Here is a 23924-nt window from a genome sequence, read left to right on the forward strand (position 1 = left end):
GCGGCTCATCTCCCTGGCTACGTGCAACTAGCTGGCGGTACCAACCACTACACCGTCCCCAAATTACGGGAACGCAAACTTTTACCACCAACTAGCGATCGTCACAACCAGGTTCACGGTGTCGCCTATGGCAGCTACGCGCGCGGATTACTATCGCCGCTGCTTGACAAATTGGATGCTCGCACCGACAATCCAGGGAAATTAGAGAGCCATTCAGACTTATTAGCTGCGGCGGTGGCGATCTCCACGGAGCTAGTCGGACAGCTAAAGAGCAACGATCGACATGTAGTTCGCGGTGCGATTGGGGTCGAGGGCAAAAGCTAATCACAGGAGGCGGAAGTTAAGGATCTTCGACTGGAGCTGTGAGCCAGAAACACGAAAAAAATCACCAATAATAACCCGTAATGGACGAAAATTTAAGTTTGGGTAGAATGCAAATCACCGATGACCTGAGCCAATTATTGGCGGTGTTACCGGAATCAATTCGGCTGAAGTTGGCAGGACATCCGCAACTGAGCGTCCTAATTGAAGTCGTCATGGATCTGGGGCGGTTTCCTGAAGCGAGATTTGCCGAAGGAGCCGAATATCTCAGCGATGTCCCCGTGACGAGAGCGGATCTCCAGCATTGTGTCGATCGAATTGGCTCGTTTAGCGGTGACAATCGGGCGGGGATCGAGCGGACGCTGCACCGGATTAGCTGTATTCGCAACCGTACGGACGAAATTATCGGTTTGACTTGTCGGGTCGGTCGGGCTGTCTATGGCACGATTAATATGATTCGCGATCTGGTCGAGACTGGGAAATCAATTCTGATGTTGGGTCGTCCTGGGGTGGGTAAAACTACCGCTCTGCGGGAAATTGCGCGAGTATTAGCTGACGAACTCGGCAAACGCGTCGTGATTATCGATACCAGCAATGAAATCGCTGGCGATGGGGATATTCCGCATTCGGCGATTGGGAGAGCCAGACGCATGCAAGTCGCCCGCCCCGAACTCCAACATCAAGTGATGATCGAAGCCGTCGAAAACCACATGCCCGAAGTGATCGTGATCGATGAAATCGGTACGGAGCTGGAAGCTCTAGCCGCCCGGACGATCGCCGAACGCGGCGTCCAACTCGTCGGTACCGCCCACGGCAATCGCCTGGAAAACCTGCTCAAAAACCCCACCCTCTCCGACCTCATTGGCGGCATCCAAGCCGTCACCCTCGGCGATGAGGAAGCCCGCCGCCGTGCATCCCAAAAAACCGTCCTCGAACGCAAAGCCCCACCCACCTTTGAAATCGCTGTCGAAATGCACGAACGCCATCGCTGGGTCGTCCATGATAGCGTCTCGGAAATGGTCGATACCCTCTTGCGCGGTCGCCAACCGACCACCCAAATCCGCACGGTGAATGAAGCTGGTCAAGTCTCGATCGTCCGCGAACTGCCAGAAATTGCCAAAAATGGCTTGATGCCCGCCCCGAATATGTCCCAGTCGAACGGTGGCTGGCGATCGAGTGGACGGATGGCACCGATGCCAGCAACTTTAGCGACTAATGCTTCTCAGGCCACCCTAGAGGCCGATCTAGGCTTTGCCCAACTGCTCGACCAAAATTGGGATAGCGATGAGGCCAGCTATGCCAGCGGTACTAGTGTCGGTGCCAATGGTGAAGAGTTGCCGCTCCATGTCTATCCCTACGGGATCGGTCGCGATGAGCTGGATCAGGTGATTGAAGTCTTAAATCTACCGGTGGTTTTGACCAAAGATATCGGTAGTGCCGATGCCGTATTAGCACTGCGGACGCATATCAAAAATCACTCCAAACTCCGCCAAATTAGCAAGGTGCGCCAAGTCCCGATCTATAGTGTCAAATCCGGTACGATTCCCCAAATCACCCGCACCCTGCGGCGAATGCTGCACATGGACGATCCGGGCATACCCGAAGCGGACGATCTGCGGTTGTTTGCCCAAAATGGTAGCGATGATGAGATCGAAGCTCTAGAGGAAGCCCGATTGGCCGTCGAACAAATCGTCGTGCCCAAAGGTCAGCCCGTTGAACTCCTACCGCGATCGAATGCCGTTCGCAAGATGCAGCACGAACTAGTGGAACACTATCACCTCAAATCTGCTAGCTTTGGCGACGAACCCAATCGCCGCCTGCGGATTTTCCCCGCTTAAATGAAAGAAGTAGTAGGGGTAATTCATGAATTACCCCTACTACTACCTTTGTTCATTTAAAGCATTCGATCGCACCAGAGCTGTTAAGTCCGCTCGCCTAATTTGGAAATATCGATCTGGGATAATTTCCAACCGATGCCATCGCGGGTGAGGACGAGACTGACATCTTTAGTGCGATCGACTTTATCAGTGATATGCACCACAAACCGATCGAATGATTCGTAGCCCATCGTAATCTGCGACCCGGCCAAATCTCGATCAAGATTACTCATGTCGATTTTATTGCCAGGAAATTTGTCGAGTAGCAATTGCTCGACCCCTTCTGGTGTCACCAGTTTATCTACCAGCGAATTGACGGTTTGCTCGATCCGATCGACATTGGGTTTAGATACTTGGGACGTTTGATCGTCCGCGACGTGTGCCATCGCTTGAGCCTTGATACTGGCTTTAAAATTACTCCGCAGTTCTGGAAAATTAATTGCTTGGGATAACTCACCAGGATTCCGATGTTCGGTGGCGTTCTGGAGACTACTTACCGTCAGATAGGGCGAATAATATACTCCCGCACCAGAGATGCCCACAATTCCCATCCCCACAGCCGCCCCGATCGTCGCTGTTCGTTTGTCTACAGATTTGAGGCGTTCTCCAAGTCTCTCCAGCAGCCGATCGAGCATATATAGTTATCTTGATTACATCGGGTTATTCTATCGCACTTCGATCTTATAGTTGGGAGTTGCTGTACCACCGTATGGGAGTTGGGAGCGGGGAGCGGGGAGCGGGGAGCGGGGAGATGAAAAGACGGGGAGACGGGAACATGATAAGTCAAGTCTTCGCTAACTTCTAGTCCGGTAGCCCCCAAAAATCGATTGTGCGATCGCAAATATGACCCCCACCCCGCTTCACACAATTTGAACCTTACGCAGGAGAGTTTGAGAGGCGGCGTCCCGCCTTTCAACGGGGGGACTGGGGGTCGGAACCCCCAGATCCGGGTTTTTCCTACACTAGAAAAACTCGCAACCTACAAGTATTGATCGCCTACCGATTCGCTTCCCACCAGCATTTAGACACGATCCTTATCCCGAACTGAGATCAAGTAGTATATTCAGCATTAATCTTGACATAGTCATAACTAAGATCGCAGCCCCAAGCAATACCACTCCCACCACCATTCCCCACACTCACCGAAATCAGCACCGTATCAGTCTTGAGATACTCCCCTTGACTAGCCGCCTTCAGATAATTACTAGCCGCCACCCGATCGAACCCCAAAGGTTGGCCACTAGCCATCAGCGGCAGATCGCCCAAACTCACCGCCAAATTATTCTGGTCGAAAGGTACACCCGCCTTCCCCGCCGCCATCGCGATTCTGCCCCAATTGGGATCGTGCCCAAACACCGCCGCCTTGAGCAACGAAGATCCGGCTACTTCCCGCGCGATTTGCCGCGCCTCGCGATCGGTTGCCGTCCCCGCTACCCGTACTTCAATCAGACAAGTCGCCCCCTCACCATCCCGCGCGATCGCTTTGGCGAGATACTGACACACCGCCGTGAGCATCGCTTCAAGCTTATCCGCTTCGGCTCCCGCTTGGACGATCGCCGGAGTCCGCGATTCGCCATTAGCGAGGGCAATCAACGTGTCATTAGTACTCGTATCGCCATCGACAGTAATTTGATTGAAACTTTTATCAGCAGCACGACTGAGCATTTGCTGCCACAAAGTGGTCGATACAGCCGCATCGCAAGTCACAAACGCTAGCAGGGTAGCCATATTCGGATGAATCATCCCCGAACCCTTAGCCATCCCCCCAATTCTCACCACTCGATCGCCAATTGTCGTTTCCAGTGCGATCGATTTACTCACCAAATCCGTCGTCATAATCGCCTTGGCCGCAGTCTCCCCGCCAGTTGGGGAAGCTGCCGCAATTAAACTGGGGATTCCGGCGATTAAGGCATCCATTTTGATGCGCTGGCCGATTACTCCAGTTGAAGCTAGCAAGACCGCTTCAGGGGAAATATTCAGGGCACTGGCTAGCGTATTCGCACTGGCGATCGCATCTGCCCAACCGCCTTCACCAGTAGCAGCATTAGCCTGTCCTGAATTACAGAGAATGGCACGAACGCTGGATTTGGTCGCGAGTTGTTGGCGGCAATACTCCACACAAGCCGCCCGCACCTGGCTAGTCGTAAATACGCCAGCAGCGATCGCGTCTACATCGGATAAAATCAATGCCAGATCGGGCAAACCCGAAGCTTTTAGTCCTGCGGTGATGCCCGCCGCTCTGAAGCCTCTTGGTGCCGTCACTCCCCCAGAAATTTCGTGCCAATCCATATCAGTCATGTCAGTGAGCAAGTACTATCATCAGCATACTAGAAGTGGGGATGGGGGAGGCGATCGCCGCTGAGGGGTTAGAGTGCAACACTACGGCTACTTCTGGCCGCAATCGTACCAATCCCCTAGAGAATACCTAAAAATTATTGATATTAATTCTCAAAAGTATTGACATAAATTCTCAACTTGTATATAGTAATTAACAACAGTCAAGCTGACCGATCAGCAGCTACCAATCGACTCCGACCGTTATGGACGATCGATACGGACCAGCTCAGTAAGTTGATTTGCGTCTTCTAGTCATTAGTTTGATGTTCTCCTCTCTAAAATTAAGGATCGGCAGATCGGATTGATGGGCATAGTCTCATCATCCGACTTTTTTTGGCTGGCTACTTTGGAGATCGCCATCGATCCGAGATCGTAGCTAATTAGCTTAGAGCTAATTAAGAATCTTTATCAAATAATTCTGACAAGGGTTAATCCCGATCAATCCCGATCTGACGATCGATATCTACCCTGACAAACTTCGGGATCTGCCACTCAGTCACCGCTACTAAGTCGAGCGGCGAAGTTTGACCATAAAAAAGCCATCCATCTGTTGGCGGTGCGGCCAAACTTTAATCCAGCCATTGTCGCTAGCGAGATGAGCGAGCGGAAAATCAGCAGGCGGTCGCTCGATCTGCCAGTCAGGATGAGTTTTTAAAAATGGCTCAATGACATCCTCATTTTCGATCGAGCAAACTGTACAAGTTGCATAGACTAGCACCCCACCTGGTTTAACCCAAGTAGCGGTATTCGCGAGTAATTTAGCTTGCAATAGTGCCAACTCCTGAATTTGCTCCGGTGTCTTTTGCCAGCGGGCATCAGCCCGACGGTGGAGGGTACCCAAACCAGAACAAGGTGCGTCTAATAACACGCGATCGGCAGTATTAATTAATTCAGGAAAACCACAACTATCACCAGTTAAAATCTGGACTGTAGATAACTGTAATCGATCCAGATTTTGTTGCAACTTCTTCAACCGCGAGGCTGTTTTATCGAGGGCAAAAATCGTGCCGATATTGCCCATTAATTCCGCAATATGAGTCGTCTTGCCGCCAGGTGCCGCACAAGCATCAATGATCACTTCTCCAGGCTGTGGGTCTAATAAATGGGTAACGAGTTGCGCACTGCTATCTTGGATTGTCCACCATCCTGCTGAGTAGCCAGGTAATTGACTAATTGCCCCGACATTACCGACAAAGCGTAAGCCTTGCGGCACATCAGGAATCGGGACAGCCGCAATTCCCGCAGTTTCAAAGATCTCAATTAAGCGATCGCGTCGATTTTGCAATCTGGCAATTTGGGACTTCTCTAATCCCAAATTCGATTCGATTTTGAGGCTATTAACTCGCAGATCGATCGTCGGGACGCGATTGAAAGCTTGACACAATTGCTCGGCTTCGATCTCGCCTAATTCAGCAACCCATTGGGCAACTTGCCAGTCAGGAAAACTATACAAAATACCCAGTCTGGCAATCGGATCTGCTGGTAAATCTAAGACCTCTGTCTGTTCATTTTGCAAGCGAATGTATTGGCGCAAAATGCCATTAACAACCCCACTTAGGCCAGCAAGTGCATTAGTTTTAGCCAAATCTACAGTGGTATTTACTGCCGCAGATTCGGGGATGCGATCGAGATAGCGGAGCTGATAAAGTCCCAACCGTAATAAGTGCCGTAAATTGGGCGGCTGGCGATGCGCTGGTTGTTTGGCTAAGCGATCGATAATGGCATCTAAGGTGCGCTTGCGGCGCACGATCCCATTGACTAATTCGGTAAATAAATGTCGATCAACATCTGACAAGGGAAATTTACTCAACAATCGATCGACTACTACATCGGTAAAGCTACCAGTCTCCAGATCTTTGAGCGCATACAAGACTAGTTGACGAGGATTCATGGTGGCAGTTAGCAGTTGATAATTGATAATTGATAGTTGATGGGGGAATTCATACTCCATATCGATATCAATCCATCTCAAGATACTAGAGCACTTTCCTTTGCTAGGCAGTACGTTAATATTTTGGATTCAGTTTTTTAATCGCTAAAATTTTGGTGCGGCTCCATCCCAATTGAAATCATTGAGCCTAAACCCGATCGAACCCAAGCCTAATGAAGGATTATAACGAACGACTACGTTATAAGTTCTACGGCTATATTCGACATAATAATCCGTACTAATTTGTTGTCGGGAATCTAGATCGAGAGAAGTTTGAACACCCAATCTAAATGGCCCGCTAATTTGTTGATTGATACCAGCAGATAAGATCCGATTATTGACCAAGCGATCGAATAGAAATGGCGAAGTACCATTACCTGGATATTGTTGATAGTAATTTAAATTAAATCCAGTATAGTCAAAGCTCGATTTCGAGAAATTGCCAATCTGACCCTGAATACCAATGTTGTAGCCAATAAATGATTGATTGTCACCATTACTATAGCTACTATATCCGCCCCTAAGTCCGGTATTCAATTGGAGATAGGGAACGACAGGAATCGGACTGTAGTTATATGTTTCTTGGCGATCTGCGGGCAAACTTTGACCTTCCCATAGTCGGAAGCTTTTAGTCAAATTCGCAGCAGTCTGATAGCGATTTAGCGTCGTCAGCCCAGTTGCTGTATTTGTAGCAATGAGATTTTGGCGATCGGTATTAGCATTAATAACTTGTGCGCCCACTTGATAATTAAAGTTTACACCCGTATCCCCTAGGGGAATAAAACTAGAAGTTAAAATTCCACCTAAACTAGACTGTACATCTTGATAGCCCAATGAACCATTAAAAACTTGTTGACGATAGACAGCAGAGCCGGTCAATAGGTGGGGATAACCCAATAAACTGAGATTTTGCCTGACATTAACTTGGCCGCGAAAATTATTAGTAAAATTATTGAGATCGAAGCCTGATAGTGCTGCGGAGGCTTCAAGCGTTGTATCCGGACTAAAATCACCGACAATACTTGTGGTGACGCCAAATACAGAAGGATCGAAAGGTCTGAATCCAGTTACAGCTCGCTGGAGAAAATACTGAGGCGTAATTGTCATCCGAAATCGCGGATCGAAAATCGGATAAAAACTGTTTTGTAGATAGAAACCACCTCGATCGGTCGTGTCAAACCCAAAATTATAAAAAGGGTTAGAAGCTGATTCTCTACCTAACTTATTCAGTACGAATCGATCGCGCGGAATTGGCACCTCGAAGTTATTTTCGACATTCACCCTGGCATTACTGACTGTTACCTCGCTTTCTTCACTATTGATAGTTTTAAACTGCGCTCGATCGGCTTTGACCTGCAATTCTGGTGGCGAAAACGGATCGTTAGTAATCCGGACTTTTTGAGCCGTGATCAGATCGCTGACAAAGTCCACTTTATCGGCTTGAAAGCGCAGCCGGGTAATCGTACCGCTCGGTTTGAGCGTTGGCTGATACTCGATATCGCGATCGCTGCTAGTCACGCCGATACTTCCAGTATTTTGAATATTAGTGACTGGTTGGTCTTCCCGCAGTCGATCGCTCAATAACGGTTCGGTAAAAGGCTTGTCCGTAACGTTCGTCGGCGCACTTGCTGGTTGTTGTGGGCGTAAAACATTCAGATCGCTCACTAATGTCGGCTGATAAACATCGCCCCGTGCTTCGAGAATACTGCCGCTATCATTCTCGAAGTTGTATTCAAACTGCGAACCATACAGGGTTTGTTTGCCGCGCAGCAGGGAGACATTCCCTTCGGCGGTGGCAATTTTGGTTTTGAGATTGACGCGCAGCCTGTCGGCTTTGAGCAAGGCTTTGTTGAAGCGAAGTACTACTTTGCCATTGGCCGAAATGATCTGCGTATTATTATTAAATTCTTGTTGGTCGGCATTGAGTTCGATCGTGCCATTAGGTGCGGCGATATCGATCTTCGGCGTGCCGGTGGTGCCATCTTGGACAACGGTATAAGTCAACGGTGCCGATGGGCGGCGGACTGGAGCCGACTCGACCGGATTCGGTGTGGATGTTAGCTCTCCAGCAAATACGGGACGTAGAGGAAAGCCGATCGAGTAGCAAGACAATAGTAGTAAATACCAAGCGGCTTTCCAGGTTCGCTGAGTTACATCCCGATCTGACTTTTTCCCCACGTTCTGATTTCCCCATCTTTGAACTAACAATCTGACCTATCTTATTCAGACAGATCGCGGTTGTTTGGGTTCCGCGAAGGATCGTTGGATAAGAAGCCAAAGATAAAGACGAGCAGAAATACTGCTACTACAATATTAACTACGATTTTGAGGGTGGCCATCGATCGAGGATCTCCGTGTGTTTAAGTTAAGTTAACATCTATCATAACTGATGACCAACCGCTTTCGATCCGTTTGAATCCCGACGAGTGTGTGAGATCCTGTTGGTCTGCGTGGTTCGCTTCGCCACAGCAGTAGAATGCTAGATCGCTAAATATGTCACTAAATCTAATCCTGATGATAGAGGGCGATCGCGACCGTCGATCGTAGAATTGCCAAATACGTGTAACTCATGTGGTATGAATTTTGGTATTTCGAGTCAACAGAGCGCGCGATCGGGACAATTAATCTTTATGTTACTTAATACTACTAAGTAAAGATTTGTAAACTATGAAGGGAACCCGATCGAACCTCCAAAATTGGATCGGGTGAAACTTGTGAAGCGGGAAATAGACTTCCCACTCCACATTCAATCTGAATGAGTTATCAACTTTAAAATTGGATCGCGAGCGATGGAAAAACTTATACGTGTCGAGCAAACTCTGACCATCGGGCACATTTTATCAATGGTATTTGGCCTGGCTGGATTATTAGTGGTGCTCCCAAATGCCGATTTTATTGCCGCCTTACCCGCTGTTGGTCAAACAGCTTTTGCCTGGTCGATGGCCGGTGGTGGCGTAGTGTATATGCTATTGGGGACATCCGCAGTAGCTGTTTATGCCTATAGGACTTTGGGTCTGTGGCATTGTTTAGGATTTATGGTGCCCGCGATCGGATTGTCTTTAGTCAGCGAGTTATTGGGCACTAGTACCGGATTTCCGTTTGGGCATTATCACTATTTGTCTGGCTTGGGTTACAAAATTGCCGGATTGGTACCCTTCACGATTCCGCTGTCGTGGTTTTACATCGGTTTTAGTGCTTACATTATCGCGCGGGCGGGTTTGGCAACTCTGGCGATCCCACAAGTCTTAAAATATATTGGCGCGATCGGCTTTGGATCGCTATTATTGACGTCTTGGGATTTTGTGCTCGATCCGGCGATGAGTCAGACGACCGTACCGTTTTGGGTGTGGGAGCAGCCAGGAGCCTTTTTCGGGATGCCATATGAGAATTTTGCGGGTTGGTTTGGTACGGGTGTCGTCTTTATGACAGTCGCTACTTTCATCTGGCGGTTGAAGCCGCTGACATTACCCAGCAAGCAATTGGGTTTACCGCTAGCCGTTTATCTGGGTAATTTTGCATTTGCAACGATTACCAGCTTGGCGGCGGGGATCTATATTCCGATCGGCTTGGGATTATTGCTAGGGATTTTGCCACTGGTCATTCTGTATCAAATGGCGACTACTCGCCCGACTAGTGAAGCTGCACCCGACAGACTTGAAGCTGAAGTCATGTAGATCCAGGCTGCAAACAATAATTATTTAGGTGGATTGGTTGAGAAATTTTGTGAGTGAGGAAGTATTGGCTGCCATTGCTGGGGTCTTGTTGCTGTGCCAAGGGGCGGCACTCCCGATCCTACTATCTCGACTGATTAAAGGGGCGGTGCGACGTCCGCCGCTGACCCCGAATACCGCCACCGCCGATCGATCTTTCGCTGGCAGTGTCAGCATTGTCGTACCCACGCTCAATGAGGTCGATCGCATCGCGCCGTGTTTACAGGGGTTGCGGCTCCAAGGCGATGTACTGGGGGAAATCCTCATTGTCGATAGTAATTCCCAAGATGGCACGCGCGAGCTGGTCAAGGAGGCTGCTGAGACTGACTCACGCTTGAAATTGGTGACTGACGATCCCTTGCCTGCTGGCTGGGTCGGCCGTCCCTGGGCGTTAAATTATGGTTTCTTAGCTAGTTCGCCAGCTAGTGAGTGGATACTGGGTATCGATGCCGATACAGAGCCGCAGCCCGGATTGGTGGCGAGTCTGGTGGCGGCAGCCGTGGAAGAGGGTTACGATCTCTTGTCATTGTCGCCGCAATTTATCCTCAACTATCCCGGCGAATGGTGGTTACAACCCGCACTGCTGATGACATTACTGTATCGCTTTGATTCGTCTGGCGTCAGAGTCCAGTCACCAGATCGAGTAATGGCGAACGGGCAGTGCTTTCTCTGTCGGCGATCGGTATTGGTGGCAATGGATGGCTATACTAGCGCGGCGGCATCATTTTGTGACGATGTTACCCTCGCTCGCAATGCGGCTAGGCAAGGCTTTAAGGTGGGATTCTTGGATGGTGCCAAAGTAATTCGCGTCCGCATGTATGCGGGCATGGCGGAAACTTGGCGGGAGTGGGGACGCTCGCTCGATCTCAAGGATGCGACGACACCCGCGCAATTATGGAGTGATGTCGCGTTATTAGTTCTCGTTCAAGGTTTACCAATCCCACTGACGATCGCTTTTGGCGGTTGGGGATGGCAGGATACCAGCCTTACCGTCCAATTAGCGATCGGTCTGAATCTATGTTTAGTAGTGATTAGGTTTGGATTATTATTGGCGATTTATCCTTCCTACTATCGCGGTGGCGAAGCCTCTCTGCAAGAGAATCGATTTTCGCTGGCAGCACTATTATTTTGGTTATCGCCATTGGCCGATCCCTTAGCTGCGTTCCGAATTTTGCTATCAGCGACTCAAACACCCAAACAATGGCGCGGCAGAGTCTATTAAGTAATTACGTTGAAATAATTTTTGCTTGGCGAATTTCTCGCCAGAGTTGATCGAATTGCTGCTTGCTACTTGCTGCTAATGGATAAATAAATTCACTTTTTTCTAAAACTACCTTGGGCGGTAAAGTTAGCGGATTTTTTAGAATGTCTGGGGAAATTTCACTAGGCTGGAGACTGGTCAATAATGGTGCCGTTCCCGATGTATAGAGGGAGATTTGATTGCTAAACTGTGGCTGCAAACAATAATCTAGCCATTGTCGATCGAGCTTCAGTCGATAGTCACTACAAGCTGCTAACCGTTCGGCTGATGATAGTTTTGTCGATAGGGCTGGCCGTACCCATAGATCGGCAGAAATTGCCGTCCCCGCTGCTGGGACGATCGCACCAATATTGGGGTTTTTCTGGATTAGTTCGATCGCATCTAAAGACCAACCGACGGCCACCCAAGTATTGCCCATGACTAGCGGTTGGAGATAATTTTCCGCGCTATAAAACTTGACTTGCTGGTGTAGCTGTTGGAGTTCTGACTTGAGGTTGGTAACTTTAGCTAGATCGGAAGCATTATAAGAATTGCCTAATTTTTTGAGAGTTAAACCGATAACTTCACGCGATCGATCTAGTAGGGAAATTCGCTGTTTTAACTGTGGATTCCAGAGATCTTGCCAATCTTTGGGAATCGGAATATTGTGTTCTGTTAACTTGTCGCGACGATAGATAATTACTGTCGTCCCCCAGCGATAGGGAACACCCCAGATTTGACCGGTATTACTGGGATCTCCACGCTCGTCTCGTTGGGCTAATTCATGCCAGCGTGGTTCTAATTTGCCCCAATTAGTTAATGCCTGGGTATCGATCGGTTGAATCGATTTTTCGGCAATTGCGGTCGCCAACCAAGCATCGCTGATACTGACTAAATTGGGAATGTAGGCAGCACCTTTAGTTGGCGGTACGAATGGAATTTTGAGTCCCTTGGCATCAGCTTTACCTGTTTTCGACCACTCCTGAAGCTGAGTCAGAATTTCTTTAAATTGACTCTCAACCGCCAATTCTACCTTGGGTTTCGACTCCAGCGATTTACTAAATGCACTCAATAATTGCTGCGGGAGCGAGTTTTTGAGTGCCACTAGTCTAAGGATCGATCGATCTTGACTCTGACAACTAGTTAAGCCAGTCCCCACTGCCAGACTACCAATGGTGACTAGAAAGGATCGACGTTGCATAGTTAGGTATTAAGTGTTAGGTATTAGGTATTAAGTGTTAGGTATTAAGTGTTAAGTGTTAGGTATTATTAGGTATTAAGTGTTAGGTGTTAGGAGCATTTAGTAAATTACAAGGACGCTTGCGGCCTAACACCTAAAGCCTAAAACCTAAAGCCTAACCCAAAGCACGTTGCGCGATATCCTGACGATAATACATGCCTTCAAAGGTAATTAACCTAGCCCCTTGATAGGCTCGATCGATCGCCGTGACAAAATCGGGGGCGATACTGGTGACGCTGAGGACTCTGCCACCATCGGTAACTAGTCGATTTTGCTTGATTTGGGTGCCGGCCTGAAAAACGATCGTGCCATCATTAGCATTAGCTGAATCGATCCCGCCAATGACTTTGCCACGCTCGTAGCTGCCAGGATAACCGTGAGCGGCGATCGTCACACAGGTTGAGACTGCTGGCTTCCATTCGATCGGTGGTAGGGCGGCTAGTCGCTGTTCGACACAGGCTAATAGTAATTCTATTAGCGGTGTCGTGAGTAATGGCAAGATCGCTTGCGTTTCTGGATCGCCAAAGCGACAATTAAATTCTAATACTTTAGGATCGCCATTTGGTGTAATCATCAACCCGGCATACAGGACACCCCGATAGTCAATTCTTTTGCGCTTAAGGGTCGCGAGAGTGGGTTCTAGCACCTCATACTGAATCCGTTTCATCAGGGCGGGGGTAGCTAGTGGGGCTGGCGCATAGGCACCCATGCCGCCAGTATTTGCGCCGGTATCGCCATCGCCAATCCGTTTGTGATCTTGAGCGGGGAGTAAGGGGCGAATCGTTTTGCCATCGGTGAGGGCGATGACGGATATTTCTTGACCAGTGATATATTCTTCGATCAGTAACTTGCCATAGTCCTGAGCAAATAATAGCTCGACAGCATTGAGCGCATCTTGTACAGTTTCGGCGACAACCACACCTTTTCCCGATGCCAGTCCGTCCGCTTTAACCACAATTGGCGCACCTTGCTGCTCGATATAGGCGCAGGCAGTGGTTAGATCGGTAAAAGTTGCCGATCTGGGCGTTGGGACTCTAGCTTCCTCCATAATGGATTTAGCCCAAGTTTTGCTAGACTCAATTTGGGCACCAGCGCGAGTAGGGCCAAATACCGGAATATTGCGATTTTGTAAGTAGTCAGTAATCCCCAGTGACAGCGGTAATTCTGGCCCCACGACTACCAACGCCACACCGTTGACTTCGGCAAACCGCGCAATCCCACCAAAATCATCCATTCTAAATGAGAGATTTTGACAGCGATCCATCATTGCGGTACCACCATTACCTGGGACGCAGAGGACTTGTGTGACTTGAGGAGATTGCAATAATGTCCAGACGATCGCGTGTTCTCGACCACCATTACCAACTACTAAAATTTTCACCGACGATAAGCTCCCCTCGACTCTATTGCTAATCTATCTGTACACTCTATCATCAGTTAGGCTTTAGGCTTTAGGCTTTAGGCTTTAGGTTTTAGTGGATAGTGGATAGTGAATAGTGAATAGTGAATTTTGAAGCTTGTAGCCTTATGCCTCCCCGTCCCCCAGTCTCCTCGTGCCCCAGTCTCCCCTCACTACTAACAGACTCATGAGTAAAATCAACTTTTCCACTCCCAGCGGCTTTCCAGAATTTTTACCCAGTGAAAAGCGACTGGAGCAACACCTGATGGATACGATTCGGCAGGTATATGAAAGCTATGGCTTCACCCCGATCGAAACTCCATCTGTAGAGCGGCTAGAAGTCCTTCAGGCTAAGGGTAATCAGGGTGATAATATTATTTATGGTTTGCAGCCAATCCTCCCACCCAATCGTCAAGCAGAGCGGGATGAGGCAGGGAAGGGCGATACCGACTCGGAAGCGCGGGCGTTGAAATTTGACCAAACCGTACCGCTAGCAGCTTACATCGCGCGTCACCTCAACGATCTTCAGTTCCCGTTTGCTAGGTATCAGATGGATTTGGTCTTTCGGGGTGAACGAGCCAAGGATGGCCGCTACCGTCAATTTCGCCAGTGCGATATCGATGTCGTCGGCCGGACGACCTTGAGCTTGCTCTATGATGCCCAGATGCCCGCAATTATCGCTGAGATTTTCGATCGCATCCAGATCGGCGCATTTCTGATTCGGATTAATAATCGCAAGGTTTTAACTGGTTTCTTTGATTCCTTGGGCGTCGCACCCGATCGAATCAAAGTTTGTATTAATATCATCGATACTTTAGAAAAAGTCGGTGTTGCTAAGGTATTAACAGGTTTAGCAACTCAGGGTTTATCCTCTGAACAATCGCAACAAGTTATCGATTTTATCAATATCAAAGGTGATGTCGATCAAGTCCTTACAGAATTAAATACCCTAGCAACTAAATTACCCGATGCCGATCGATTTAAGTTAGGAATTGAGGAACTAACTACAGTAATTAATGGCGTCCGCGATTTGGGAGTACCAATCGATCGCTATTGTATCGATCTGTCGATCGCGCGCGGCTTAGATTACTATACAGGTACGGTTTATGAAACTACCCTGATCGGCCACGAAGCATTAGGTAGCATCTGTTCTGGCGGTCGCTATGAAGAATTAGTCGGCACCTTTATCGGCGAAAGTATGCCGGGAGTCGGCATCTCGATCGGTTTGACACGGTTGATTTATCGCTTACTCAAAGCGAATATCTTGCAACCTTTAGCGGCCACCCCCGCCCAAGTGATGGTCTTAAATCTCCAAGAGGATTTAATGTCAACTTATCTCCAAGTTTCCCAACAGCTCCGACAAGCCGGTATTAAAGTGGTAACAGCTTTTGATAAGCGTCCGTTGAAAAAACAGTTTGCACTAGCAGATAAGCAAGGCATAACTTTTTGCGTCCTGATTGGTGCCGAAGAAGTTGCGAATCAAAAATGTCAATTAAAAAATATGACTACTGGCGAACAAATTCAAGTCTCGATCGAGACTTTAGTCACTGAGGTCAAGCAACGATTAAATTAGTCATAGACTTCAAACAAAACCCCGACTTCTTTGAGAAGTCGGGGTTTTTAGCAGCAATAATTAATGTAACTAGTTTTTCTTCAACCAGCTAAACATGGCGCGGAGATCCTTCCCGACTGACTCGATTTGGTGCTCGGCTTCGCGACGACGGATCGCCGTGAAACCCGCATTACCAGATTGTTTTTCGAGGATAAATTCGCGGGCAAATTGTCCGGTTTGAATTTCCGACAGGATTTTCTTCATCTCGACTTTAGTCGCGTCAGTAACGATCCGAGGGCCGCGAGTATAGTCGCCATATTCAGCCGTATTCGAGATACTACTACGCATTTCTGCTAAACCACCGACGACGACGAGATCGACGATCAGTTTGACTTCGTGGAGGCACTCAAAATAGGCCAATTCGGGCTGATAACCAGCTTCTACTAGTGTTTCAAACCCCGCCTTGATCAGGGCACTCAAACCGCCACAGAGGACTGCTTGTTCGCCAAATAGATCGGTTTCAGTTTCTTCGCGGAAGGTGGTTTCGAGAATCCCTGCGCGAGTACTGCCAATGCCTTTGGCATAAGCCATCGCTCGATCGCGTGCTTGTCCAGAAGCATCTTGATAGACAGCGAATAAAGCAGGTACCCCTTGTCCTTTTTGGTACTCATAGCGAACTGTATGTCCAGGGCCTTTGGGAGCAACCATGATCACATCGACATCTGCTGGTGGCACGACTTGTCCGAAGTGAATGTTAAAACCGTGGGCGAAAGCCAGCGTTTTTCCTGCGCTCAGATTGGGTTTAATTTCGTTTTCATAGATATCCCGTTGGACTTCATCGGGGAGCAAAATCATGATTAAGTCGGCAGCTTTTGCAGCATCAGCAACCGATTTGACAGTCAATCCTTCTGCTTCGGCTTTGGCGGTAGATTTACTACCTGGGTACAATCCAATGATGACATTGACGCCACTGTCTTTGAGGTTGAGGGCGTGAGCGTGACCTTGGGAACCATAACCGATAATTGCTACAGTTTTGCCGTTTAATAGGTCTAAATTAGCATCGGCATCATAATACATCTTGGCCACGATCGATCTCTCCTTAACCTTTACTTATCTGGATATATCCTACTGTTGTGCTGCTCTTTCTAGAGAGGCGACACGCCAACGAACGGATTTGCGCTGGTTGTGTATTGCCGCAGGCAGAACATCTTACCATGATCGGCTGACACTGATCGCCTCGCAGAATTGTAAATATTGGCTCAATTTGCAATGAATGACAAGGTCTATACTAGTAGTGCAACTACGTAACATCCCACAACTAACTGGTAATAGGTGAATCGTGCAAAAAATCTGGCAATCTGCAACTACAACTTTTCTAATGACGATCGCGAGCAGTCTGCCAGCGTGGAGTCTGACTACCGGAGATCTTCGCGCTCCAACAGTGAAACCGATCGCCGCTCCCAGCAAAATTGCGCTCAACAGAACTACCTGTGTCCGATTGACTTTTAGCAATGGTCCGATCGTTCACGCTGGAAAACTGTGGCTCAATGATAATGGCATGGGTCGCATGACTGTCAAATATTTTAGTCCCGATTTGGGCAGGCAGGAGTCTGTAGATCTGACCATCAGATCTGAAAACACCCCGCAGGGAATCTTACTCGTCGGTAGCAATCCGATCTATTCAGGCACGCGCCGCAGGCATCCCAACTATTCACCTGATAATTTTTTACTCAGGATCGATGAAAATGGACGTCGCAGTTTCTCTACTTTCGATCTCAATCGCAATACTTCCTCGGTAGAAGTTAATGCCTGCTAAAGGCGGTCGAAAAACAAAATTAATCCGATCGGACAGTCAGTAGTCAATACCCGATCTGATTAATTTTGTTCTATAAAACTCGATCCAGTAACGCCTATAAATTAAAGCGGCGACGGCAATTGGCGACAGATTCGACCAAACCGATCGCGATGAAGTTGCTAATTAGTGCCGTACCACCATAACTAATCCAGGGCAAGGGAATCCCCGTCACGGGGGCAATCCCGATGGTCATGCTGATATTGACGATCGCCTGAAAAGCAATCATCGAAAAAATCCCAATTGCCAACAACGACCCAAAATTATTGGGAGCTTGGCGGGCAATTTTGAGCAACCGCCAACACAGAACTAAGAACGTCAATAACAAACAGATCGAACCGATAAAACCTAGTTCTTCACCGATCGAGGAAAAGATAAAATCCGTATGTTGTTCGGGAATAAACTTGAGCTGGGTTTGCGTGCCTTGATTGAGTCCCTGTCCCCACAACTCTCCTGCCCCGATCGCAATCCGCGACTGGATCAGGTGATAACCCGCACCGAGTGGATACTTGTCGGGATTGAGAAAGACGATTAGTCGGTCTTTTTGATAATCCTTGAGCACATGCCAAAGTACCTGTCCGAGTATCCCTGCTGCCACATTGATTCCGATCGCGAGCATCGAACTCACCCACCGCCATGGCAGCGTCAACCATGCAACGATGCCCATAGCGACCGCCCAAATTACCCATAGAGGCAAACTGAAGCTCTCAACAATGGCAGCAACTAATGGCGATACTAGTAACAACAGCCAGCCTGGATTGGCATTTGCCCAGTACAACATCCCTAAGGCGATCGCGCCAAATACCAGTGATGTCCCCAAATCTGGTTGAATGAAAACTAACAACCACGGCGGGATCGTAATTGCCAACGCCCGGATAAATGTCGGCAGCGTATTGGCAGGACGACGATGTAAAATTGCGGCCAAAGTAATAATCAGTCCTACTTTGGCAAATTCTGATGGCTGGAAATTAAATCCCGCAACACTAATCCATCGCTGTGCCCCCTTGGCACTATTTCCCAAAAAATCTACCGCTACTAGCAAGCCATTTGTCAACCCATAAGTAATCCAATGCCATCGCAGCAGTTGATTGTAAGGAATTCTGGCGATCGCAAACACGATCGCCAGTCCGATCCCACCCACCAGCCAGTGCTGTCCCCAATGAGCCGCAGATTGATTTAACTCGGTACTGCGGATCATCACTCCGCCCAGGAAAGTTAATCCCACTACCATGAAGATGAGCAGCCAATCCATCTGTCGCCAATGGATAAATAGATCTTGCCAGGGAGAACGATTGGAGGATTTGTACATAGTAGGGAGCGGGGAATTGGGAGTTGGGAGCGGGGAGCTGGGAGCGGGGATCTGGGAGCGGGGAGCGGGGAGCAGGGAGCGGGGACGATCCAAATTCACTATCCACTATCCACTATTCACTATCCCCTATTCCCTATCCCAAAGCAGCGATCGAGACTTTTCCGGCGATCGATTTAGCAATAGCGATCAACGCTTTGCCTGAAGCTGATTCTGGCTCGGAGATGACGATCGGGATACCCTGATCGCCGCCGGTACGGACGGGGATTTCGAGCGGAATGCGACCGAGCAAGGGGACGCCGACTTCGGCGGCAAATTTTTCGCCACCATCAGAACCGAAAATATCATACTGTCGATCGGGCATGTCTGGTGGTATGAAATAACTCATATTTTCAACTACGCCCAGGACGGTGGTGAATTTCTCAAACATCCGCAAGCCTTTGCGCGCATCGGCTAAAGCGACAGTTTGGGGCGTAGTGACGATTACGGCACCGGCCATCGGTACGGCTTGGGCGAGGGTCAGTTGAGCGTCGCCAGTACCAGGCGGCAGATCGACGATCAGATAATCTAACTCGCCCCAATTAACTTGATATAAAAATTGGCGAATGATCCCATTGAGCATCGGCCCCCGCCAGATCACGGGCTGGTCGCGATCGATCAAAAAAGCCATCGATACCAGTTTCACGCCATGATTGAACGCCGGTTCGAGCACGCCATTTTCAGTAGCTTCTAGCCGAATGTCGCTCAAACCAAACATCAACGGTGCATTGGGACCATAGATGTCAGCATCTAGCAGCCCAACTTTCGCACCCAACTGGGCGAGGGCGACAGCCACATTCGCCGCGACGGTACTTTTGCCCACGCCCCCTTTGCCGCTGGAGATAGCAATGATATTTTTGACTTGATCGATGCCTTCGCGGTCGGGTAATCCCTTCTGATTGGGAATTTCAGCAGTTACTTCGATTTGGACATCGGTCACGCCTGGAAGCGTCTTGACCGCCTGTTTACATTCATCGACTATAAATTCGCGCAAGGGGCAAGCGGGAGTCGTCAGCACCACTGTGAATTTCACCACCCCACCATCTACCTGGATATTCCGAATCATATTCAGTTCGACCAGACTCTTTTGCAACTCTGGGTCTTGAACTGGTTTGAGTACTTCTAAAACGGCACTGCGGTCTAACATCAGTATTTATATATTTTCGACTATGGATTTAGTCTATAGCCTAAATCACACCATCGGCATCTTAACTGGGAATTGCCACTAACCGCTACACCCTATCCCCTATCCCCTAATTTGTATATTTCCCGTAACAACGATCGACAGTCGATCGCCTGAATATGCTAGGTTGCTAGATAGTTAAAAATTGATCGCCACTTTTATCACCATTTATTTCACCTCATTCAAGTCCCACATATGACAGCTTTTTCCACCGACACTAAATTCCTACCGCCTGCTGATGCTAAAAGCCGGGTGATTCAGTTCATGAAGGAGTTTCAAGATCGCGTCTGCCAGGGCTTAGAAGCTGTGGATGGGGGTGGTAAGTTTCAAGAAGAAAGCTGGGATCGTCCTGAAGGTGGCGGCGGTCGATCGCGGGTGATGAAAGAAGGTAATGTTTTCGAGCAAGGTGGGGTAAACTTTTCGGAAGTTTGGGGCGAACATTTGCCGCCATCGATTTTGAATCAACGTCCCGATGCGGCTGGACATAAGTGGTTTGCCACGGGGACTTCGATGGTATTGCATCCGCGCAATCCGTATATTCCCACCGTTCATCTCAATTATCGTTACTTTGAAGCTGGCCCTGTCTGGTGGTTTGGTGGTGGTTTAGATCTGACACCTTACTATCCATTTGCTGAAGATGCCAGCCATCTGCACAATACGCTCAAAGCGGCTTGTGACAAACACAGTCCCGATTTGTATCCCACTTTTAAATTGTGGTGTGACGAGTATTTTTATCTTAAACATCGCGATGAAACTCGCGGCGTCGGTGGGATTTTCTTTGACTATCAGGATGGCCAAGGCGCATTGTATCGCGGCTCAGATCCTGTCGGTCCTGCGGCAAAACACAGCGATGCTGTGGGCATCCCGGCACCCCGTACCTGGGAAGAACTATTTGCGATCTCCCAAGACTGCGCTCATAGCTTTTTACCTGCCTATGTGCCGATCGTCGAACGTCGCCGCAATACTGAGTATGGCGATCGTCAGCGCAATTTTCAACTCTATCGACGCGGCCGCTATGTGGAGTTTAATCTCGTCTACGATCGGGGCACGATTTTCGGCCTTCAAACCAATGGTCGCACTGAATCGATCCTGATGTCGTTACCGCCCCTAGTGCGCTGGGAATACGGCTATCAGCCCGAACCTGGCTCCCCCGAAGCTCAACTCTACGAAACCTTCCTCAAGCCTCAAGATTGGGCAAATTGGAAAGCCTAATTATCTAAAGATTAGATAGCCTGGGACATAAATAGTCAAATAGAATCTAGCGGCAGGCTTGAGTTAATCCTTTGTATTAGCTCAAGCCTGCTCTTATTAGCTGTCAACTATCAATTATCAACTATCAACTAATTCACTTATCCATACAAAACTGATAGAACAGATCGTTATCTTCAAATGGCTCTTTATTAGACAAGTTTCTGAGCCAATTGTCATTAATTAATCTTTGCCCCAGTAAGACGGCATAAGGACGACTAATTGCTAGTCTTGCAGATATCCAGTCCACTGCTTCACGACCGATGAAACAGCGCAAATAGGGGAGACGAAAACTTTGCGATCGATTTTCGATCTTGACTCCGGTTGGCGATCGCATCTCATTCACTAATTGAGCGAGTGAGAAATAAGTAATCAGATCTTTGGCACCTTCAGCTACTTTAAAAATGTAGCGATCTTCATACCAAATGGTGACAATTTCGCCATCTTCTACCAACAAGCAAGCAATTGCTGGTTCGGGATCGAGATAGCTACGGCGCATCTCGGTAATGGCAATTTGACGTTGTGCCAAAGGATAAGCATTACCTTTGACGAATAAATTGCCTTGATAATTTACACCATCAACAATTTCTGATGTATTTCCGAACTGACGTACAAGTTGACAATAACTGACGTCTTGTGACTTGAGTAACATGCCACCTGATTTCCTAATAGGACTAAATTGAACTCGTAAATAAACACCAATGAGCGTGAGATCTAAATTACATTCAAGTTAGAGCAAACGCACCAACCTAGTTGTCGCAATCGAATTGAAAAAATTGGGATCGATTCCCATATCAATTAATATACCCTCCCAGCCGATCGATATTAGCCTCCGCAAGAAATATCCTAGCAACGATCGTTACTAGGATATATGTGATCGAGTTTGAGCATAGTGCTCAAGTTCTACCTGAGAGTTAAACAGCTTTATTCTCTAATTGATATCTGGTGGTAACTCTCGCTGCGCAAATGGCATCGCGCGACGTAAATTGTCCAATGCGTACTTAATATCTTGGCCTGGATCGATTGCTACCCAGCCATCTGTCGTCGCAACTCGCGCCTCGAAGTGGAGGTGCGGGCCAGTAGAGTTACCAGTACTGCCAACTCTGCCGATGACGGTACCTTGTTCGATTCTTTGTCCGGGTTGGACGAAAACTTCCGAGAGGTGGCCGTAGAGAGTCTGTTGGACGCCATTATGTTGAATGACAATTGCTTTACCATAGCCGCCGAGCCAACCAGAAGAGATAATTATTCCCGATCCAGCCGCAACTACGGGTGCGCCCGTCGGTGCGCCAATATCTACACCAGAGTGGAAGCGGCGACTGCCTGTAATCGGATGCGTCCGCCAACCATAGCTGGAAGTAGTTGGGGCGGGACTAGCGAGGGGGTAAATCAATTGAGTATTGGACTCATTTGCACCGGTACCAGCAAACGCCAGTGGTTTGGATGCGGCAACTGCATTAACGTTAGGAATCGCTGGAACTATGGGTACGACTCTAGCCCCAACGATTCTTGGTAGTTGGGCGACTGTCGGTACCACATACTTTTGAGTCCGTGGTGACGGTACCAAAATTTCGATCGTATCTGGTGACGTAACTGGTACGACTGCGGTTGTTAATGGTGCTTGAAGTGCTTGAGGGTTGGAGTTTCTACCGATTACCGCAGGTCTCATCTGAGTAACGACAGTAGGTTTGAACCCTGTGGCGGGGATTCCCGTCCGCGAACTAGTATTAATAGTTGTCGGCAAGGCCGTAGTCATCGCGGGCATCTTGACAACTGCTGGTACAGATCGATAACCATTGGCTGGCTGTGTAGAGATCGGATTGGCAGGAATGTTCGCCCGCTCGCTCGGCTGAACCTGGCTGCGGGTCATCGAGACTATTTCCCTAGTCTGGGGCGGGATCGTCGCTCTGAGCGGGGCGGGAACTGGAATGGTAATAAATGGCTCGGCGGCTGTTGGCGCAGAATTTGCGCCATTGACACCGACGGTATAGTTGTCTGCGGTTAGTACACTTGCATGTTGCGGACGGACGATGGTGCCAGTAGGGAGAATCGAAGCCGAACCAGGAGCCACCGCAATTGGGATTTCACGATTGGGCAGTTGCTCTGGCGTAACTCGAACTGGAGATTGGGTTTGAGCTGTAGGCAGGTAAGGGCCATAGACGTCGCGGTTGCTGGTTTGAGTCGCAGAACCAACAGCAACGATGGTCGGAGCTTCGACTCGCTCTGGTGCTTTGACTTGGGCAGATATCGGTTTGAGATCTGCCCAGACAATCCCCGTGGTACCGATGAAGCTGAGGCTACCGAGCCAAGCGACGATCTTCAACAAGAGAGGATTTCGGAAAAAGATACTCAGCCGAGGATGCTGTTGTGAATGATTTGATATTTTTTCTGCCTTGCTGCTCATAATTATTATAAATTTAACGCAGTCCAGTTCAGAACTATTCATCCGCTCTAGCTCATCGCAAAACCATCGATTTCGCATATGCCCAAAGTAACTAATTCTCGTAGCCCAAGCTGAATGTACCAGGTTGAAGATAAGTCTCCGTTACCGCCGTAGCAGTCGCAAAACTGATGTGTAACTCTCCTTGTGGTGAGATGCCCAAAACAGTCCCTAACTTACCATCCACTAGCACTGAGCGTCCACGAGCATTGAGTAGTTCTAGATAGTCCGACAGTAAACTGTCGATCGT

At 48.6% G+C, this 23924-nt stretch carries 19 protein-coding genes and 1 pseudogene; 7 read left to right on the top strand and 13 right to left on the bottom strand.

Features of this window, described 5'->3' with window-relative positions; all coding sequences use genetic code 11:
- On the top strand, window positions 1-324 hold a 324-nt coding region (locus RMO27_RS13420; RefSeq protein ID WP_309733283.1), incomplete at its 5' end, for an LdpA C-terminal domain-containing domain.
- A gap of 80 nt (window positions 325-404) precedes the next feature.
- Entirely contained in the window at window positions 405-2159 is a 1755-nt protein-coding gene (locus RMO27_RS13425) for a R3H domain-containing nucleic acid-binding protein (protein ID WP_309733288.1), read from the top strand.
- Between the two features lie 83 nt (window positions 2160-2242).
- Here RMO27_RS13425 and RMO27_RS13430 read toward each other — a convergent pair whose 3' ends face one another.
- The 5 genes from RMO27_RS13430 to RMO27_RS13450 form a co-directional block, all read right to left on the bottom strand.
- Window positions 2243-2833, bottom strand: a complete 591-nt coding sequence (locus RMO27_RS13430; RefSeq protein ID WP_309733290.1) for a DUF2939 domain-containing protein — start codon at window positions 2831-2833, stop codon at window positions 2243-2245.
- Window positions 2834-3248: 415 nt separating this feature from the next.
- Window positions 3249-4487 carry a bifunctional ornithine acetyltransferase/N-acetylglutamate synthase gene (gene argJ / locus RMO27_RS13435; RefSeq protein ID WP_396133709.1) on the bottom strand — a complete coding sequence of 413 codons (1239 nt, stop codon included), beginning with the start codon at window positions 4485-4487 and terminating at the stop codon, window positions 3249-3251.
- 553 nt (window positions 4488-5040) lie between these two features.
- On the bottom strand, window positions 5041-6426 hold the full coding sequence (locus RMO27_RS13440) for a 16S rRNA (cytosine(967)-C(5))-methyltransferase (RefSeq protein ID WP_396133710.1): 1386 nt from the start codon (window positions 6424-6426) through the stop codon (window positions 5041-5043).
- 144 nt (window positions 6427-6570) lie between these two features.
- On the bottom strand, window positions 6571-8643 hold the full coding sequence (locus RMO27_RS13445) for a DUF3769 domain-containing protein (protein ID WP_309733296.1): 2073 nt from the start codon (window positions 8641-8643) through the stop codon (window positions 6571-6573).
- A 41-nt stretch (window positions 8644-8684) separates the two neighbouring features.
- The gene (locus tag RMO27_RS13450; protein WP_309733298.1) at window positions 8685-8804 is read right to left on the bottom strand and encodes a photosystem II reaction center protein I; all 120 of its coding nucleotides are present in this window, start codon (window positions 8802-8804) and stop codon (window positions 8685-8687) included.
- Window positions 8805-9254: 450 nt separating this feature from the next.
- Here RMO27_RS13450 and cruF point away from each other — a divergent pair, with 450 nt between their 5' ends.
- Window positions 9255-10139: a gamma-carotene 1'-hydroxylase CruF gene (cruF, locus tag RMO27_RS13455; protein WP_309733300.1), complete on the top strand. Its 885-nt coding sequence runs from the start codon at window positions 9255-9257 to the stop codon at window positions 10137-10139.
- A 49-nt stretch (window positions 10140-10188) separates the two neighbouring features.
- Window positions 10189-11397 (top strand): 2'-O-glycosyltransferase CruG, encoded by a 1209-nt coding sequence (cruG, locus tag RMO27_RS13460; protein WP_309733303.1) that lies wholly within the window; start codon window positions 10189-10191, stop codon window positions 11395-11397.
- A gap of 4 nt (window positions 11398-11401) precedes the next feature.
- On the opposite strand, the gene RMO27_RS13465 is transcribed toward cruG, so the two are convergent.
- Window positions 11402-12616: an extracellular solute-binding protein gene (locus RMO27_RS13465; protein ID WP_309733304.1), complete on the bottom strand. Its 1215-nt coding sequence runs from the start codon at window positions 12614-12616 to the stop codon at window positions 11402-11404.
- Window positions 12617-12770: 154 nt separating this feature from the next.
- Window positions 12771-14036 (bottom strand): phosphoribosylamine--glycine ligase, encoded by a 1266-nt coding sequence (purD, locus tag RMO27_RS13470; RefSeq protein ID WP_309733306.1) that lies wholly within the window; start codon window positions 14034-14036, stop codon window positions 12771-12773.
- Window positions 14037-14241: 205 nt separating this feature from the next.
- Here purD and hisS point away from each other — a divergent pair, with 205 nt between their 5' ends.
- Window positions 14242-15627, top strand: a complete 1386-nt coding sequence (gene hisS / locus RMO27_RS13475; protein ID WP_309733308.1) for a histidine--tRNA ligase — start codon at window positions 14242-14244, stop codon at window positions 15625-15627.
- Between the two features lie 69 nt (window positions 15628-15696).
- Here hisS and ilvC read toward each other — a convergent pair whose 3' ends face one another.
- Window positions 15697-16692: a ketol-acid reductoisomerase gene (gene ilvC, locus RMO27_RS13480; RefSeq protein ID WP_309733309.1), complete on the bottom strand. Its 996-nt coding sequence runs from the start codon at window positions 16690-16692 to the stop codon at window positions 15697-15699.
- A gap of 292 nt (window positions 16693-16984) precedes the next feature.
- Between ilvC and RMO27_RS13485 the strand changes: the two genes are divergently transcribed.
- Window positions 16985-17422, top strand: a complete 438-nt coding sequence (locus tag RMO27_RS13485) for a hypothetical protein (protein ID WP_309733311.1) — start codon at window positions 16985-16987, stop codon at window positions 17420-17422.
- Between the two features lie 94 nt (window positions 17423-17516).
- Here RMO27_RS13485 and rodA read toward each other — a convergent pair whose 3' ends face one another.
- Window positions 17517-18767, bottom strand: coding sequence for a rod shape-determining protein RodA (gene rodA, locus RMO27_RS13490; RefSeq protein ID WP_309733315.1), 1251 nt, complete (start codon window positions 18765-18767; stop codon window positions 17517-17519).
- Between the two features lie 133 nt (window positions 18768-18900).
- On the bottom strand, window positions 18901-19950 hold the full coding sequence (locus tag RMO27_RS13495; protein ID WP_309733317.1) for an Mrp/NBP35 family ATP-binding protein: 1050 nt from the start codon (window positions 19948-19950) through the stop codon (window positions 18901-18903).
- Between the two features lie 231 nt (window positions 19951-20181).
- Here RMO27_RS13495 and hemF point away from each other — a divergent pair, with 231 nt between their 5' ends.
- Window positions 20182-21198, top strand: coding sequence for an oxygen-dependent coproporphyrinogen oxidase (hemF, locus tag RMO27_RS13500; protein WP_309733319.1), 1017 nt, complete (start codon window positions 20182-20184; stop codon window positions 21196-21198).
- 133 nt (window positions 21199-21331) lie between these two features.
- On the opposite strand, the gene RMO27_RS13505 is transcribed toward hemF, so the two are convergent.
- From RMO27_RS13505 to RMO27_RS13515, 3 genes and pseudogenes are all read right to left on the bottom strand, one after another.
- Complete coding sequence (locus RMO27_RS13505; protein ID WP_309733321.1) at window positions 21332-21886, bottom strand: DEP domain-containing protein; 555 nt, start codon at window positions 21884-21886, stop codon at window positions 21332-21334.
- A gap of 279 nt (window positions 21887-22165) precedes the next feature.
- Complete coding sequence (locus RMO27_RS13510) at window positions 22166-23638, bottom strand: peptidoglycan DD-metalloendopeptidase family protein (RefSeq protein ID WP_309733322.1); 1473 nt, start codon at window positions 23636-23638, stop codon at window positions 22166-22168.
- A gap of 91 nt (window positions 23639-23729) precedes the next feature.
- A pseudogene (locus tag RMO27_RS13515) lies at window positions 23730-23924 on the bottom strand (biotin--[acetyl-CoA-carboxylase] ligase); the annotation flags it as partial.

The organism is Chamaesiphon sp. OTE_75_metabat_556, from assembly GCF_031378165.1.
Classification (GTDB): Bacteria; Cyanobacteriota; Cyanobacteriia; order Cyanobacteriales; family Chamaesiphonaceae; genus Chamaesiphon.